General features: G+C 73.7%; 15 protein-coding genes and 1 pseudogene. 5 read left to right on the plus strand and 11 right to left on the minus strand.

The features are described 5' to 3' along the window. Positions 1–49: 49 nt before the first annotated feature. Both pip and AMK31_RS24270 read right to left on the minus strand, forming a co-directional pair. Positions 50–1,012: a prolyl aminopeptidase gene (gene pip / locus AMK31_RS24265; RefSeq protein WP_073942754.1), complete on the minus strand. Its 963-nt coding sequence runs from the start codon at positions 1,010–1,012 to the stop codon at positions 50–52. A 91-nt stretch (positions 1,013–1,103) separates the two neighbouring features. Continuing rightward, positions 1,104–1,817 (minus strand): uracil-DNA glycosylase, encoded by a 714-nt coding sequence (locus AMK31_RS24270; protein WP_073942755.1) that lies wholly within the window; start codon positions 1,815–1,817, stop codon positions 1,104–1,106. A gap of 345 nt (positions 1,818–2,162) precedes the next feature. Here AMK31_RS24270 and AMK31_RS24275 point away from each other — a divergent pair, with 345 nt between their 5' ends. Beyond that, entirely contained in the window at positions 2,163–2,666 is a 504-nt protein-coding gene (locus tag AMK31_RS24275; RefSeq protein WP_073943037.1) for an RNA-binding S4 domain-containing protein, read from the plus strand. 81 nt (positions 2,667–2,747) lie between these two features. Here AMK31_RS24275 and AMK31_RS24280 read toward each other — a convergent pair whose 3' ends face one another. Then, positions 2,748–3,431: a class I SAM-dependent methyltransferase gene (locus AMK31_RS24280; RefSeq protein WP_107468708.1), complete on the minus strand. Its 684-nt coding sequence runs from the start codon at positions 3,429–3,431 to the stop codon at positions 2,748–2,750. A gap of 229 nt (positions 3,432–3,660) precedes the next feature. Here AMK31_RS24280 and AMK31_RS24285 point away from each other — a divergent pair, with 229 nt between their 5' ends. Beyond that, positions 3,661–3,927 carry a DUF6343 family protein gene (locus tag AMK31_RS24285; RefSeq protein WP_073942757.1) on the plus strand — a complete coding sequence of 89 codons (267 nt, stop codon included), beginning with the start codon at positions 3,661–3,663 and terminating at the stop codon, positions 3,925–3,927. Here the strand turns inward: AMK31_RS24285 and AMK31_RS24290 are convergent. From AMK31_RS24290 to rpsA, 4 genes are all read right to left on the minus strand, one after another. Continuing rightward, positions 3,924–4,301, minus strand: coding sequence for a tetratricopeptide repeat protein (locus AMK31_RS24290; RefSeq protein WP_073942758.1), 378 nt, complete (start codon positions 4,299–4,301; stop codon positions 3,924–3,926). The two genes, AMK31_RS24285 and AMK31_RS24290, sit on opposite strands and share 4 nt — an antisense overlap. 73 nt (positions 4,302–4,374) lie before the next feature. Beyond that, a complete protein-coding gene (gene coaE / locus AMK31_RS24295; protein WP_073942759.1) occupies positions 4,375–4,995 on the minus strand; it encodes a dephospho-CoA kinase in 621 nt (206 codons plus the stop codon). A gap of 84 nt (positions 4,996–5,079) precedes the next feature. After that, positions 5,080–6,018 carry a PAC2 family protein gene (locus AMK31_RS24300; RefSeq protein WP_073942760.1) on the minus strand — a complete coding sequence of 313 codons (939 nt, stop codon included), beginning with the start codon at positions 6,016–6,018 and terminating at the stop codon, positions 5,080–5,082. 233 nt (positions 6,019–6,251) lie between these two features. Next, positions 6,252–7,742 carry a 30S ribosomal protein S1 gene (gene rpsA / locus AMK31_RS24305; protein WP_073942761.1) on the minus strand — a complete coding sequence of 497 codons (1,491 nt, stop codon included), beginning with the start codon at positions 7,740–7,742 and terminating at the stop codon, positions 6,252–6,254. A gap of 368 nt (positions 7,743–8,110) precedes the next feature. Between rpsA and AMK31_RS24310 the strand changes: the two genes are divergently transcribed. Together AMK31_RS24310 and hrpB are read left to right on the plus strand one after the other, a co-directional pair. After that, positions 8,111–8,950 carry a class I SAM-dependent methyltransferase gene (locus tag AMK31_RS24310; protein ID WP_073942762.1) on the plus strand — a complete coding sequence of 280 codons (840 nt, stop codon included), beginning with the start codon at positions 8,111–8,113 and terminating at the stop codon, positions 8,948–8,950. A gap of 3 nt (positions 8,951–8,953) precedes the next feature. Next, a complete protein-coding gene (gene hrpB, locus AMK31_RS24315) occupies positions 8,954–11,524 on the plus strand; it encodes an ATP-dependent helicase HrpB (protein ID WP_073942763.1) in 2,571 nt (856 codons plus the stop codon). On the opposite strand, the pseudogene AMK31_RS24320 reads toward hrpB, so the two are convergent. The 3 genes and pseudogenes from AMK31_RS24320 to AMK31_RS24325 form a co-directional block, all read right to left on the minus strand. After that, positions 11,514–11,933, minus strand: a pseudogene (locus AMK31_RS24320) (porin PorA family protein); the annotation flags it as partial. The gene hrpB and the pseudogene AMK31_RS24320 overlap by 11 nt on opposite strands. 32 nt (positions 11,934–11,965) lie before the next feature. Then, on the minus strand, positions 11,966–12,100 hold the full coding sequence (locus tag AMK31_RS39990) for an SPW_0924 family protein (RefSeq protein ID WP_107468709.1): 135 nt from the start codon (positions 12,098–12,100) through the stop codon (positions 11,966–11,968). Between the two features lie 144 nt (positions 12,101–12,244). Further along, positions 12,245–13,993: a lytic transglycosylase domain-containing protein gene (locus AMK31_RS24325; RefSeq protein ID WP_073942764.1), complete on the minus strand. Its 1,749-nt coding sequence runs from the start codon at positions 13,991–13,993 to the stop codon at positions 12,245–12,247. A 260-nt stretch (positions 13,994–14,253) separates the two neighbouring features. On the opposite strand from AMK31_RS24325, the gene AMK31_RS24330 reads away from it, so the two are divergent. After that, positions 14,254–15,114, plus strand: coding sequence for a DUF4184 family protein (locus AMK31_RS24330; RefSeq protein WP_073942765.1), 861 nt, complete (start codon positions 14,254–14,256; stop codon positions 15,112–15,114). Here the strand turns inward: AMK31_RS24330 and AMK31_RS39250 are convergent. Continuing rightward, a complete protein-coding gene (locus AMK31_RS39250) occupies positions 15,029–15,430 on the minus strand; it encodes a hypothetical protein (protein WP_198948565.1) in 402 nt (133 codons plus the stop codon). The two genes, AMK31_RS24330 and AMK31_RS39250, sit on opposite strands and share 86 nt — an antisense overlap. Positions 15,431–15,618: the final 188 nt, after the last annotated feature.

The following is a 15,618-nucleotide window of genomic DNA, read 5'->3' on the forward strand; positions in this document are numbered from 1 at the left end:
CAGGCCAATCGCCAATCAGCCGAGTGAACAACGCTCCAGGCCAATACACCTAGCCGCGGGCGTACCCGTCCGTCGCGGCGACCAGCAGATCCGCGATGCCGGGCGCGCCCGCGCTGTGCCCGGCCTGGTCCACGATCCGCAGCTCGCTGCCGGGCCAGGCCTGGTGCAGACGCCATACGACGCCCAGGAGGTTGCCGAAGTCGAGGGCGCCCTGCACCAGGGTGCCCGGGACGCCCTTCAGCAGGTGGGCGTCGCGCAGCACCACCCCCTCGTCGTTGCCGTCGCCGAGGAAGTGGTCGTGGCCCCAGTAGTGCGTCACCGTCCGGGCGAAGCCCATCCGGAACTCCGGGTCCTCGTAGCGCTCCACCGAGCGCGGCGGGGCCGGCACGATCGCCGTCTCCCAGTCGGTCCAGCCGCGCGCCGCGCGCTCCCGCACCTCCGGGTCCGGGGACTCCAGCAGCCGGTTGTACGCGGCGGCGAGATTGCCGTCGCGCTCGTCCTCGGGCACGAGGGACAGAAATCGCTCGAAGGCCTCCGGGAAGATCTTTCCCAGCCCCCTGGTCATCAGGGCCACTTCGGGGTTCGAGCCGGTCGCGACCCCCGTGAGCACCAGCTCCGAGACCACCCCGGGGTGCGTCTGCGCGTAGCGCAGCCCGAGCACCGAGCCCCACGATCCGCCCCACACCAGCCACCGTTCGACACCCAGATGCCGGCGCAGCAGTTCCAGATCGGCCATGACGTGGGCCGTCGTGTTGACGCTCATGTCGGTCCCGTGGACGCTCGCGTGCGGTGTCGAGCGCCCGCAGCCGCGCTGGTCGAGCTGCACGATCCGGTAGGCCGCGGGGTCGAACAGCCGCCGGAAGTAGGGCAGGCTGCCGGAGCCGGGCCCGCCGTGCAGCACCAGCGCCGGCTTGCCGCGCGGGTAGCCGCTGGTCTCCCAATAGACATGGTTGCCGTCGCCGACGTCCAGCATGCCGTGGTCGTACGCCTTGATCTCGGGGTAGAGGGCCATCGCAGCAACGTAACGCCGCCCCGGCGGACTGTCGCCCGGTTTCCGGCCGGGCGACAGTCCGCCGGGGCGGCGGCCGACAGCGGCTCCGGCCCTACGGCAGCCCGGCCGCGGTCGCCGCCGTGCGCAGTACCTCGCGCAGCATCTCCGGGGTGAGCCGGCCGGTGAAGGTGTTGCGCTGACTGACGTGGAAGCAGCCGAAGACGTCGAGGCCGACGGCGCTTTCGGGGGCGTCGGAGGCGTCGAGGTGGACGCGAGCGCCGTGTGCGAAGGCGGGGCGCGGCCTCGGCACGGTCCAGCCCGCCTCCGCGAACGCGGGCAGCGCCGCCTGCCAGCCGAAGGCACCGAGCACGACCACCGAGCGCAGCGTCGGACGCAGCAGCCTCAGCTCCTGGACGAGCCAGGACCGGCAGGTGTCCCGCTCCCCCGGCGTGGGCTTGTTGGCGGGCGGGGCGCAGTGCACGGGCGCGGTGACGCGCACCCCGTACAGCTCCAGGCCGTCGTCGGCGCTGACGGCCGTGGGCTGGGAGGCGAGCCCCACGTCGTACAGCGCCTGGTACAGCACGTCACCCGAGCGATCGCCGGTGAACATCCGCCCGGTGCGGTTGCCGCCGTGCGCGGCCGGGGCGAGCCCGACGATCAGCAGCCGGGCGCCCGCCGGCCCGAACCCCGGGACGGGGCGGCCCCAGTAGGTCCAGTCGGCGAAGGCGGCGCGTTTGACGCGGGCCACCTCCGTACGCCACGCGACCAGCCGCGGGCACGCGACGCAGTCCGCGATCCGGGCGTCCAGGTCGGCCAGGCTGTCCATGCCTCAACGGTACGGGCGCGGCGTTAAGGTCGGGGCATGGCTTCCGAGCGTACGGACAGGAACAGAGGCGACGGCCGCCGCGGGGACCGCCGACGGGGCACCGAGGTCCCCGGCCCCACCGGGAGCGGACCGCGGGACGCCGTGGCACGCCGGGAACCGGAGGGCACGGGGCCGGACGGAAGCCGGGAGCACGCGCGGCCGACCGCTCAGGATCAGGTCCTTCCGCGGACCGGCGACGGCGCGAAGCCCGAGGAGAGCGCCGCGGCGGCCGCGCCGGACACCGTCGGCACCGGCTCCGGCTCCGACGGCCACCCCGCTCCCGCCCCCGACGCCGGCTCCGGCCCCGTGGATCCCAAGGTCGCCGCGGCCATCGCCGCCGCCGAGGCCGCCGCGCCGGCGAGCGGCGAGACCGTACGGGTGGACAGCTGGATCTGGTCGGTACGGCTGGTCAAGACCCGCTCGCTCGGCGCCGCCGCCTGCAAGGGCGGGCACGTCCGGGTGAACGGTGAGCGGGTCAAGCCCGCGCACTCGGTACGGATCGGCGACGAGGTGCGCCTGCGGCACGAGGGCCGCGAGCGTGTCGTCGTCGTCAAGCGGCTGATCCGCAAGCGGGTCGGTGCGCCGGTCGCCGTGCAGTGCTACATCGACAACAGCCCGCCTCCACCACCCCGCGAGGCCGTGGCCCCCGCCGGAATCCGCGACCGCGGCGCCGGCCGGCCGACCAAGCGCGACCGCCGCGAGCTGGAACGCCTCCGCGGCCTGGGAGGCCTCGGCGGCCCCGGCGGCCCCGGGGGTGTCGGAGGCTCCGGAGGTCCCGGAGGCCTCGGAGGGCGCCCCGGAGGGCGATGAAGCCAGGTGGGGGCGGCGTACGGCCTGACAGATGCACGGGGACGGCGGCCTAACGGCCGACGGGCCTACCGGCCTACCGGCCTACCGCCCCACCGGCACCGACCTCACCCATATCCGGTCATCCGTCAGATATCTGTCCACCTTCAGCCCTGCCTCCGCCAGCGCGTCCTCGAACTGCTCCTTGGTCAGGGGCCGCGCCCGGAACGTCTGGGTCCAGGAGGCGTCCGGGAACTCGTACTCCGCGCGCACCGAGCGCAGGCCGTCGCCGACCGGTTCGGACGACACGATCCGCACGGTGAAACCGCTGGGGTCGACCCGCTCACGCGGCACGTCGGTGTGGTAGTCCTCGCCCTCCCGCTGGATCAGCACGCAGCCGTCCTCCGCCACGTGCCGCACACAGGTCCGCAGCAGCCCCCTCCGCACCTCCGGGTCCCCGGTGTGCACCAGGAAGGAGGCGAGCAGCACCGCGTCGAACGTCTCACCCAGGTCCAGGTCCTCGATCGGGCTGAGGACCGTCCGCGCCCCGCGGACGCGCTCCAGCATCTCGGGTGACTCGTCGACCGCCGTCACCCGGAAGCCACGCTCCAGCAGCGGATGTGTCATCCGACCCACCCCGCTGCCCAGCTCCAGGATGTGCGCGCCCGCCGGCAGGGCGGAGGCGACGACGTCCGGCTCCGGCCCGGCCGGAAGCCGTGAGTAGAGCTCGACCGCGCAGCCGTCCGGGGTGATCGCCCCGGGCCCCGTCCCCTGATGTCCCGCTCGCATTTTCAGCTCCATGACCGGCCAACGGACCGCTCCCGCACGCCCGTTCCCACCCCACCGCGACACCACCCGTTCGAGTGACACCCGGCGAAGCCCGGTCGACGCCTGGTCGACTTCCGGCCGGCACCCCGGCCGGCACCCGGCCGGGAGAACGCCTGGCGGGACGGGGGTGGGCCCGGGCCTGGAGCGTGACGGCGCCCAGGAGTACGTTTCAAGGAGGAGTGGTGGTCCGATGCGTACCGGCAGTGAGCCGATGACCGCGCGCAGTGCACTGCGGGCGCGCTTCTGGCTGAGCCTGTGGGGGCTGACCTGGGCGATCTTCGGCACGGCCGCGTTCGCGCTGGTGGGGCGGGTCGGCTGGGCGATCGCCTGCGGCGTGCTGTGGCTGGTGGCCACGATCGACATGATCATGGTCCTCCGGCACATCCGCCAGGGCCCGCACTACCAGCCCGGTCCCGACGTCCCGCCGTACGAGCCGCCGAAGGGCCCCCCGCGTTAGTCGAAGCGCGCCGCCTTCAGGTACTCCGGGTTGGGGTCCAGCGCGGCCGCCAGGCGGAAGTGGCGCTTGGCCTGGTCGGGGCGGCCCTGGCGCTCGTAGGTGCGGGCGAGCGCGAAGTGCGCGAACGCGTTGTCCGGCTCGCGCTCCAGCACGATGGTGAACTCCAGCTCGGCGGGCCGCAGTTGCGCGGCCGCGAAGAAGGCGCGGGCGCGCAGCAGCCGCGCGGCGGTGTTCTCGGGGTGCGCGGCGATGACTCCGTCGAGCAGCTTCACCGCGCCCCGCGGGTCGCGCGCGGCGAGCAGTTGCTCGGCAGCGCGGAAGTCGATGACGTCCGTCTCCGGCGTACGTCCGGTCGAACCGCTGATCTCGGGCACGGCTTGTTCCTTCCCTCGCTGCACCCGTTCAACGCCCGCAAGACGGGCCGCTATTCCTGGCCCATGCCCCGGCCTACTCCTGGGCCGGCTGCTTCGGCGTGCGCGCCCGGCGCGCCAGTTCGGCCCAGACGTCCTTCACCCGCCGCTCCAGCTCCTCCAGCGGTACGTCGTTGTCGATCACGATGTCCGCGATCTCCCGGCGCTTCTCGCGGGTCGCCTGTGCCGCCATCCGCGCACGGGCGTCCTCCTCGGTCATGCCGCGCAGCCTGACGAGGCGGTCGAGCTGGGTCTCCGGGGCGGCGTCGACGACGATCACCACGTCGTACAGCGGGGCCAGGCCGTTCTCCGTGAGCAGAGGTACGTCGTGCACGACGACGGCGTCCGGCGCGGCCGCGGCCTCCAGCTCGCGGGAGCGGGCGCCGACCAGGGGGTGCACGATCGAGTTGAGGACGGCCAGTCTCCCGGGATCGGAGAAGACGATCGAGCCCAGCTTGGGCCGGTCCAGGCCGCCGTCCGGGCCGAGCACGTCCTCGCCGAAGGCCTCGACGACCTCGGCGAGCCCGGGCGTCCCGGGCGCGACCACCTCACGTGCGATGCGGTCGGCGTCGATCAGTACGGCACCGCACTCCACGAGGAGCCGCGACACCTCGCTCTTGCCGGCGCCGATGCCGCCGGTCAGGCCCACTGTCAGCATGAGCGGAAGCTTAGGCCCTGCCGACGACGGCGCACCCCGGCGGGGCGTCGGCCGGGAGGACCCGGCCCACCCCGCCCCCGCGTCTCAGCCGTCTCCCTCACGTTCCGCGAGGAACCGCTCGAACTCCCGCCCGATCTCGTCCGCCGACGGGATCTCCACGGGCTCGGCGAGCATGTTGCCGCGTGTCTCGGCGCCGGCGACCGCGTCGTACTGGTGCTCAAGACCCTGGACGAGCGCCGTCAGCTCCTCGTCGCCCTCGCGGATCTGGCGCTCGATCTCCGTCTGGGTGCGGTGCGCGTCGGTGCGCAGGGAGTGCGCGATGCCGGGGAGGACGAGCCCGGTGGCCGCGGTGACGGCCTCCAGGACGGTCAGCGCCGCGTCCGGGTACGGCGAGCGGGCGATGTAGTGCGGCACGTGCGCGGCGACGCCCAGCACGTCGTGCCCGGCCTGCATCAGGCGGTACTCGACCAGCGACTCGGCGCTGCCGGGCACCTGCGCCTCCTCGAAGGGGCTGCGGTGGCCGGGCACCAGCTCGCTGCGGTTGCCGTGCGGCGTGAGGCCCACGGGGCGGGTGTGCGGGACGCCCATGGGGATGCCGTGGAAGTTCACGGCGAGGCGCACGCCCAGCCGCTCCACGATCTGCTCGACGGCCGCCGCGAAGCGCTCCCACTCCACGTCCGGCTCGGGGCCGGACAGCAGCAGGAAGGGCGCCCCGGTGGCGTCCTGGACGATCCGGACGGCGAGCGTGGGCTCCTCGTAGCCGGTCCAGCGGTCGCGCCGGAAGGTCAGCAGCGGACGGCGGGCCCGGTAGTCCACGAGCCGGTCGTGGTCGAAACGGGCCACGACCTGGTGGGGCAGCGAGTCGAGGAGCCGGTCGACGATCTGGTCGCCGGTCTCGCCCGCGTCGATGTATCCGTCGAAGTGGTAGAGCATGACAAGACCGGCCGACTCCTGGGCGAGCGCCATGTCGACGACGGCCAGGCCCTTCGGCTCCCACGTGTACAAACCCTGCGGATCAAGCACTGTGACCGCTCCTCCTCGTGTTCGTACTGCACAACGCGGTGCGGAGCGCGGGCATTCCCGTCCGGTCCCGATCAACTACCGCGCGTGGTGGGCGGCTTCGCCACGGGGCACCGAGTCGCCCGCGTGCGGTCCCGGAAACGGAGATGCCGAAGGCCCGCATCCCTGACAGGATGCGGGCCCTCGGTCATCGGCTAACCCTCAGCGAGGAGCTGGGGTGCCCCCTCGGGGGGAGCTCAGCTCTGGCCGCCGGCGAGCTTCTCGCGCAGCGCGGCAAGCGCCTCGTCCGACGCCAGGGCGCCGGAGGTGTCGCCGCCCTCGGAGGAGTACGAACCGCCGGTCGCGGCCGGAGCGGCGGCCTCGCCACCCTCGGCGGCGGCAGCGGCGTCCGCCTCGCGGGACTTGATGACCTGCTGCTGGTGCTGCTCGAAGCGGGACTGCGCCTCGGCGTACTGGCGCTCCCACTCCTCGCGCTGCTTCTCGTAGCCCGGCAGCCAGTCGTTGGTCTCCGGGTCGAAGCCCTCGGGGTAGATGTAGTTGCCCTGGTCGTCGTAGGACGCGGCCATGCCGTACAGGGTCGGGTCGAACTCGACCGCGGACGGGTCGGCACCGAAGGACTCGTTGGCCTGCTTCAGCGAGAGGCTGATGCGACGGCGCTCGAGGTCGATGTCGATGACCTTGACGAAGATCTCGTCGTTGACCTGGACGACCTGCTCCGGGATCTCCACGTGGCGCTCGGCCAGCTCGGAGATGTGGACCAGACCCTCGATGCCCTCGTCCACGCGGACGAACGCACCGAACGGAACCAGCTTCGTGACCTTGCCGGGCACGACCTGGCCGATCTGGTGGGTGCGGGCGAACTGCTGCCACGGGTCTTCCTGGGTCGCCTTCAGCGACAGGGAGACGCGCTCGCGGTCCATGTCCACGTCGAGGACCTCGACGGTGACCTCCTGGCCGACCTCGACGACCTCGGACGGGTGGTCGATGTGCTTCCAGGACAGCTCGGAGACGTGGACCAGACCGTCGACGCCACCCAGGTCCACGAAGGCACCGAAGTTGACGATCGAGGAGACCACGCCGGAGCGGACCTGACCCTTCTGCAGGGTCGTGAGGAACGTCTGGCGGACCTCGGACTGGGTCTGCTCGAGCCAGGCACGGCGGGACAGGACCACGTTGTTGCGGTTCTTGTCCAGCTCGATGATCTTCGCCTCGAGCTCCTTGCCGACGTACGGCTGAAGGTCGCGAACACGGCGCATCTCGACCAGGGAGGCCGGAAGGAAGCCGCGGAGGCCGATGTCGAGGATGAGACCACCCTTGACGACCTCGATGACGGTACCGGTGACGATGCCGTCCTCTTCCTTGATCTTCTCGATGGTGCCCCAGGCACGCTCGTACTGGGCGCGCTTCTTCGAGAGGATCAGGCGGCCTTCCTTGTCCTCCTTCTGGAGGACCAGGGCCTCGATCTCGTCGCCGACGGCGACGACCTCGTTCGGGTCGACGTCGTGCTTGATCGAGAGCTCGCGGCTCGGGATGACACCTTCGGTCTTGTAACCGATGTCGAGCAGGACCTCGTCCCGGTCGACCTTCACGATGACGCCGTCGACGATGTCGCCGTCGTTGAAGTACTTGATCGTCTCGTCGATCGCTGCGAGGAAGGCTTCCTCGTTACCGATGTCGTTGACCGCTACCTGCGGGGTGGTGGCGGTGGTCTCGGTGCTGCTCGTCATGTGGGAAAGGGCTCCGGTACGGACATTGAAGTCGTAGGTACTGCTACGCCGGGAGCCCGTTTCGCTCTGCAGAAGCCGGACAGCCAAGGAAGCGCCTCACCGGCGGAAACCGGTGTTGGCGCCTCGACAACCGAGGGGACAACAACAGATGCGAGCGCAGCCTGCTACGTCTGAGGTGCGCAGGCCCGCAGCGCAACTTGTAGCATACGGGGGCAGCCGGGCAGGGTCAATGCGCGAAGCCGCACACCCGGGGCGGTTCGCCGCATTCCCGGCACAAATCCTGTCTCCTGAGGCCACGATGGCCTCGGCGCGTCCCCGCGGCGACGCCGCCTGGACGGGTTGCACGGAAGAGTACGACGAGGGAGCCCATCATCCAAGAGCCCGTTTCTCCCGAGCCCTTTTCCTCCGAGCCCGCATCCGAGCCCGAGGCCACCCGCCGTGACGCCGGGGTCGCCGAGAGCGCTCGGGCCAACCGGGGCTGGTGGGACCGCAACGCCGACGAGTACCAGACCGAGCACGGCACGTTCCTCGGCGACGACCGGTTCGTGTGGGGCCCGGAGGGCCTGGACGAGGTGGAGGCCGAGCTGCTGGGCCGGCCGGAGGAGCTGAAGGGCAAGGACGTCCTGGAGATCGGCGCCGGCGCGGCGCAGTGCGCGCGCTGGCTGGCCGGCCAGGGGGCCCGCCCGGTCGCCCTGGACCTCTCCCACCGCCAGCTCCAGCACGCCCTGCGGATCGGCGGATCGTTTCCGCTGGTGTGCGCCGACGCGAGCGCGCTGCCCTTCGCGGACGCCTCCTTCGACCTGGCGTGCTCGGCGTACGGCGCGCTGCCGTTCGTGGCGGACCCGCGGCTGGTGCTGCGGGAGGTGCGCCGGGTGCTGCGGCCGGGCGGTCGCTTCGTCTTCTCGGTGACCCATCCGATCCGGTGGGCCTTCCCGGACGAGCCGGGCCCGGAGGGGCTGTCGGTCTCCGCCTCCTACTTCGACCGCACGCCCTACGTCGAGCAGGACGACGAGGGCCGCGCGGTGTACGTGGAGCACCACAGGACGCTCGGCGACCGGGTCCGGGACGTCGTGGCCGCCGGTTTCCGGCTGGTGGACCTGGTGGAGCCGGAGTGGCCCGCGTGGAACACCGCCGAGTGGGGCGGCTGGTCGCCGCTGCGCGGCAGCCTGATCCCCGGTACGGCGATCTTCGTCTGCGAGCGGGACTGAGGCGTGATCCGGCACGACGCACTGGACGCCCTGCCCGTCCGCGATGCCCTGCCCGCGCTGCGGGACGCCCTGGAGGGGCCCGGTGCCGCCGTGCTGGTGGCGCCGCCCGGTACCGGCAAGACGACGCTGGTGCCGCTGGCGCTCGCGGGGCTGCTGGGTGAGGGGCCCGCGCGGCGGGTACTGGTCGCCGAGCCGCGGCGGATCGCCGCGCGGGCGGCGGCCCGGCGGATGGCGTGGCTGCTGGGCGAGAAGGCGGGCGGGACCGTCGGCTACACGGTGCGCGGCGAGCGGGTGGCCGGGCGGCACACGCGCGTGGAGGTCGTCACGACCGGTGTGCTGCTGCAGCGGCTGCAGCGGGACCAGGAGCTGACCGGGGTCGACGTGGTCGTGCTCGACGAGTGCCACGAGCGGCATCTGGACGCGGACACGGCGGCGGCCTTCCTGTGGGACGTACGGGAGGCGCTGCGGCCGGAGCTGCGGCTGGTGGCCGCGTCGGCGACGACGGACGCCGAGGGGTGGGCGCGGCTGCTGGGCGGGGCGCCGGTGGTCGAGGCGCGGGGCGTCTCCCATCCGGTGGAGGTGGTCTGGGCGCCGCCGGCCCGTCCCGTACGGCCGCCGCACGGGATGCGGGTGGATCCGGCGCTGCTGACGCATGTGGCGTCGGTGGTGCGGCGGGCGCTGGCCGAGCGGCCGGGGGACGTCCTGTGCTTCCTGCCCGGTGTCGGGGAGATCGCCCGGGTCGCCGGGCAGCTGGGGGATCTCGGGGACGTCGAGGTGCTCCAGGTCCACGGGCGGGCCCCGGCGGAGGTGCAGGACGCGGTGCTGGCGCCGGGGGCGCGCCGTCGGGTGGTGCTGGCGACGGCGGTCGCGGAGTCGTCGCTGACGGTCCCCGGGGTGCGGGTGGTCGTCGACGCGGGGCTGGCGCGGGAGCCGCGGGTGGACCACGCGCGCGGGCTGAGCGCGCTGACGACGGTACGGGCCTCGCAGGCGGCGGGGCGGCAGCGGGCCGGGCGTGCGGGGCGTGAGGCGCCGGGTGCGGTGTACCGCTGCTGGGCGGAGGCCGAGGACGCGCGTCTGCCGCGTTTCCCGGCTCCGGAGATCCAGGTGGCCGACCTGACGGCGTTCGCGCTCCAGGCCGCCTGCTGGGGCGACCCGGAGGCGACCGGGCTGGCGCTCCTCGATCCGCCGCCGGGTGGCGCGATGGCGGCGGCGCGGCAGGTGCTGTCGGCGGTCGGCGCGGTGGACTCCGCCGGGCGGGCCACCGAGCGCGGCGTACGGCTCGCCCGCCTCGGTCTGCATCCCCGGCTGGGCCGTGCCCTGCTGGACGCCGCGCCGCTCGTGGGTGCCGACCGGGCCGCCGAGGTCGTGGCGCTGCTCAGCGAGGAGCCGCCGCGTGAGTACGGTGACGATCTGGCCGGTGCCCTGCGGGCCGCCCGGCGCGGCGGTGACGGGTACGCGGCTCGGTGGCGCGCGGAGGTGCGGCGGCTGCGGGCCCTGGCCGGCGAGGCCGGCGGTTTCGACCGGGCGGCCGGGGCGGACGGCGCGAACGATCGGACGAACACGGCTGGTGAGCGAAGTGCGGGCGGTCGGGCGGACACCGGAGAGGACCACCTCGTCGGGCTGGTCGCCGCCCTGGCCTACCCGGAGCGGACGGCCCGCGTCGACGGTGGCTCCTATCTGATGGTGTCCGGGACGCGGGCCGAGGCCGGTGAGGGCACGGCGCTGCGGGGGGCGCGGTGGATCGCGGTCGCGGTGGCCGACCGGCCCGTCGGCCGGGGGCACGCGCGCGTGCGGCTCGCGGCGGTCGTCGACGAGGACGTCGCGCGGCGGGCGGCGGGGGCGCTGCTGGCGGAGGGCGACGAGATCCGCTGGGCGGACGGCGACGTCGTCGCCCGGCGCGTGGAGCGGCTGGGGGCGGTCGAGCTGGCCGTACGGCCCCTCGCCGAGCCCGCACCGGGTCTCGTGCGGGAGGCGTTGCTCGACGGCCTGCGGCGGGAGGGGTTCGGGCTGCTGCGGTGGTCGCGGGAGGCCGTCGTGCTGCGGCAGCGGCTCGCGTTCCTCCGGCTGCACCTCGGCGAGCCCTGGCCCGAGGTCTCCGACGAGGCGCTGCACGCGCGCGTGGCGGAGTGGCTGGAGCCGGAGCTGGGCCGGGCGCGGCGGCGGGCGGATCTGGCGCGGATCGACGCCGGGGAGTGTCTGGCGCGGCTGCTGCCGTGGGCGTCCGGCGACGCCGCGCGGTTCGACGAGCTGGCGCCGGAGCGGATCCCCGTGCCGAGCGGGTCGGCCGTACGGATCGACTACGCGGATCCGGAGCGGCCGGTGCTCGCCGTGAAGCTCCAGGAGATGTTCGGGCTGCAGGAGTCGCCCCGGGTGGCCGGTGTGCCGCTGCTGGTGCACCTTCTCTCCCCCGCCGGGCGGCCGGCGGCCGTCACCGCCGATCTCGCCTCGTTCTGGAAGGACGGCTACCGGGGTGTCCGCGCGGAGCTGCGCGGCCGGTATCCGAAGCATCCGTGGCCCGAGGATCCGGCGACGGCGGAGCCGACCCGGCACACCAACGCGCGGCTCAGGCGGTGAGCGGGGCGGGTTCGGTGGTCCGCGCGGGGGGCGGGCCGCCGGGCCGGCGGCCGCGGGCCTCCAGGAGGAGGGCGCAGGCCAGCAGGAGGGCGCCGACGATCAGCAGGCCCCAGGGAAGGTAGGACGTCATCAGCAGGACGAGGACGCGGTTGGCGCGGACGAGGTCCACGGTGTCCCGGATGTAGGCCTCGCGCATCTTCACGTGCCCGGCGAAGGCCGTCACCTTGTCGCGTCCGCCGAGCAGGGTGCCGCCCCGCAGTTCCTCCCGGTGGATCTCCTCGCCGTAGACGGGGGCGCCGGTGAGCGGTTCGACCCAGAACCTGCGGACCGTGGTGTACCAGCGGGTGGTGCCGGTCCCGGCGGCGGACTCGGGGGTGACGCCCTCCACCGGCATGGTCTTGGGGAACGGCCTTGCGGCGCATCTCGGCCTCCCTCCCGGGGTCACGGGTGTGCGGGCACGGTCGTCAGCAGCGGGTTCGGGGAGGTCTCGCCGTCCGGTGTGCCGAGCGCGGTGAGGGTGAGGACGAGGGCGAACGCGAGGGCGAGACCGGTCGCGGCGGCGATCAGGGCGCGCATGCGGGCCTCCCGGCTCCGGAAGCTGATACATCGTCAGATCGGGGCACCGTAGCAACGCCGGGGTGAGATGAGAACACGTCGCACGCATGACGAGGGCGCCCGTCCGCCGCAGCGGAGGGGCGCCCTCGGGTGTGCCGGGTGCGGTTACGCGCCGGCCGGGGCCGACTCGCTCGCCGACGGGCTGGGCGACGCCTCGGGTGCCGTCACCGTCAGCTCCACGGTCAGCGTGGCGCCGCCCGTGGTGGTGATGCGCAGCAGGAACGTGCCGGTGGCGTCGTCCGCGTACAGCTTCGGCAGCGTCAGCAGGCCGTCCTCGTCGGTCTTCAGGTCCTTCAGGGTGCGTACGGGCTTGCCGTCCGCGTCCTTGAAGTAGGGGCCCTTGTCGTTGGCCGTCGGGTCGTCCGCCGACTTGACGAGGGTCGCGGTGGCCGCGACACCGTCCGCGACGTCGCCCTTGTACGTCGCCTTCACCTGGACCTGGTCGGCGAACTCGCCGCCCGCGACGCAGGTGAGCGCGGTGTCGCCGGTGCGGGCGAGGGTGTCGGCGGCCCGCGCGGTGACGGTGGCGGTGTAGCCGACACCGCTGATCGAACGGCCCACGACGTTGGCGCGCACGGTGAACGCGCCGGTCTTCTCCCCCGCCTGGAGGGCGGGCGCGACGGCCACGCCGGCGCTGCTGGTGACGACGGTGGCGACCTTCTCCCCGCCGGGGAAGGTGGCGTCCGTGGTGCCGACGATGGTGAAGCGGACCCGCACCTTGCCGACGCCCTCGCCGGACTCGGTCTCCGCGCGGGTGCTGATCCGCTCGGCGAACGTGTCGCCCGCCATGGCGGTCAGCTTCCCGGTGCCCGCGTCCTCCAGATGGTGCACGGTGTCGGTCGGGGTCGGCGGGGTCGTGGCCGGCGGCGGGGTGGCCGGCGGGGTCGTGCCGGGCGGGGTGGTCGGCGGGGCCGGGGTCTGGGAGCCGCCGCCCGGGGCGGGCGGGGTGGGCTTCGGCTTGTGCGTGGGCGGCTTCGAGGTCGCGGGCGGCGTCGGCGACGGGCTCGCCCCCACGGTGTCGTCGCTGCGGTCGGCAGGCAGCTGGCCGGTGCCGTCCGGGACCTCGTGGGTGCCCTTGCGGTAGTACTCCAGCCACGACAGGACCGTGTTCAGGTAGTCCGTCGAGTTGTTGTAGCTGAGGATCGCGCTGCGCAGATCGGCGTCGGTGGACAGGTCCCAGCCGAAGCGGCACAGGTAGTGGCCGGCCGCGAGGGCGGCGTCGTAGACGTTGTTGGGGTCCTTCTTGCCGTCGCCGTTGCCGTCGCGGCCCGCCCACTCCCAGGTGGACGGGATGAACTGCATCGGGCCGACGGCACGGTCGTAGGAGGCGTCCCCGTCGTAGGCGCCGTCGTCGGTGTCGCTGATGTTGGCGAAGCCGACGCCGTTGAGCTGGGGGCCGAGGATCGGGCTGATCGTGGTGCCGTCGGTGGTCACCCGGCCGCCGCGGGCCTGACCGGACTCCACCTTGCCGATGGCGGCGAGGAGTTGCCACGGCAGGTTGCAGCCGGGCTTGCTCTCGCGCAGCTCGGCCTCGGCCTTCTTGTAGGCGTCGAGGACGGTGGCGGGTATGCCCGCCGCGGTCTCGCCGGTGACGCCCGGGGTGGCGGTGGCGCCGCTGGAGGGCGAGGGTTTCGGGCTGTTCAGCGGCGGCAGGTCCGTGTAGTACGGCGAGTTGCCGGTCGCGCTGTCGTCGGCGGGCGCGTCGGGCGAGGGCGTGCCGGAGGTGGTCGGTCTGCCGGCGCCGTCGGTCGTCAGATCGGGAGCCTGGGACGCGGCCAGGGCCGCGACCGCGGCCGCGGCCACGGCGGTGTTCGCCGCCCCCTTGCGCAGCCTCGTGCCGAAATGCGCCGCCATGAAGTGAACCCCTCCCAGCGGGCGTCCCAGCGCCCGCGTCTGCCTGTCCTGTTGGCGTTGATCCGCTTTTGTGATTTTGTTGGCCGGCTCGACGCGCTCCCCGCACGCCAACCCTGGCGACCCTACGACAACTTGGTACGCACGGGCACCCGTCGGTGCCCGTTTTCCCCTACTTGGCACGCGACAGTCACACACGCGGTTCCCGAGGGCGCGGACACCCGGCGCATACTGGGCGTCAACGTTCTTCGCGGGGGGTTCCGTTGCCGTTCACACTCAGCCACGCGGCAGCCGTACTGCCCGCCGTACGCACCGACGGAACCGGCCGGTGGCGCCTGCTGCCGGCCGTGCTGGTCGCGGGGTCGTTCGCGCCGGACATGACGTACTACGCGGCGAGCGCCCTGCCCGAGGCGATGGAGTTCGGCGACGTCACCCACTCCTTCCCCGGGGTGTTCACGGTCGATGTGGCGGTGGCCTGGCTTCTGGTGGGGCTGTGGCTGCTGATCCGGGAACCGCTGGTGGCACTGCTTCCGCGCACGGGGCAGCACCGCGTGGCGTCACTGCTGCGGTGCGGGGCGCCCCGCGCGCGCGTGCGGGCCGATCTGGTGCTGCGCTGGTACGCCTCCGCGTCGCTCGGGGCGCTGACCCATGTCGTGTGGGACGCGTTCACCCACTTGGACCGGTGGGGCATGCGGCTCTTCCCGGTGCTCGGTGAGGAGATCGCGGGTTCGCCGCTCTACTGGTACCTGCAGTACGGCGGTTCGGCGGTGGCGGCGGCCGTGATCGCCGTGTTCGCCGCCCGGGCGCTCCGGCGTGCCCCCGCCGCGCAGCCGTCGGGCGTGCCGGTGCTGTCGTCGCGGGACCGGTGGTGGGCGGCGGCCCTGATCGGCGGTTGCGCCGGGGTCGCGGCGGCGCGGCGGGTGATGCGGTGGTGGGACCGCTGGGGTGCCATGGCCGAGCCCTGGGAGCTGATCCCCACGCTGTGCTTCGGCGCGGGCGCCGGGCTCGTGGTCGGCGTGCTGCTGTACGCCGTGGGTGTCAGGGTGTGGCGCCCGGTCCCGGTGCCGGACGGTACGGGCACGGGCGGCGCGGACCGGCCCCGGAGCCGTTCGGCGGCTCGCTGAGCGCGGGGACCGTCGCGGTGAAGACGGTCACGGTGTACGCCGGCCGGGGTCGTGACAGCAGACGTGACATCAGGGCCAGGAACAGGGCCAGATAGCCGCGGACCAGATCGGCCCGCAGCCGCCGGGCCCCGGTGGCGTCACGCAGGCGTACGGCGGACGGCACGCGTCGGCCGATCCGGCGCCGGAGGTCCGTCGCGGTGTGCCGCAGGACCGTCGCCGGGCCGGCGACACGGGCGGTGCTTGCGCCGGCCGAGAAGGCCGGGGCCGGCCGGAGCGGGGTCGCCGTCCGGCGGAGGCTGAGCATGCGTATACCCATGGCGGCATCTTGACGGCAGCGGTGGGTGGGGGGCGTTTTCACGGGGGCCACGCGGGTGAAGGTGCCCTCCGGGGTCAGCCGGGTCTTCCCTGAGCGTCTGCCGGGTTGCTTGTCGTCCGCGGGTGCGGGTCGGCTGTGGCTGGTCGCCCGGTTCCCCGCGCCCCTTGGCGGCACAGCCGTCCCGCCCC

The sequence above is a fragment of the Streptomyces sp. TSRI0107 genome (genome assembly GCF_001905845.1).
GTDB lineage: Bacteria > Actinomycetota > Actinomycetes > Streptomycetales > Streptomycetaceae > Streptomyces.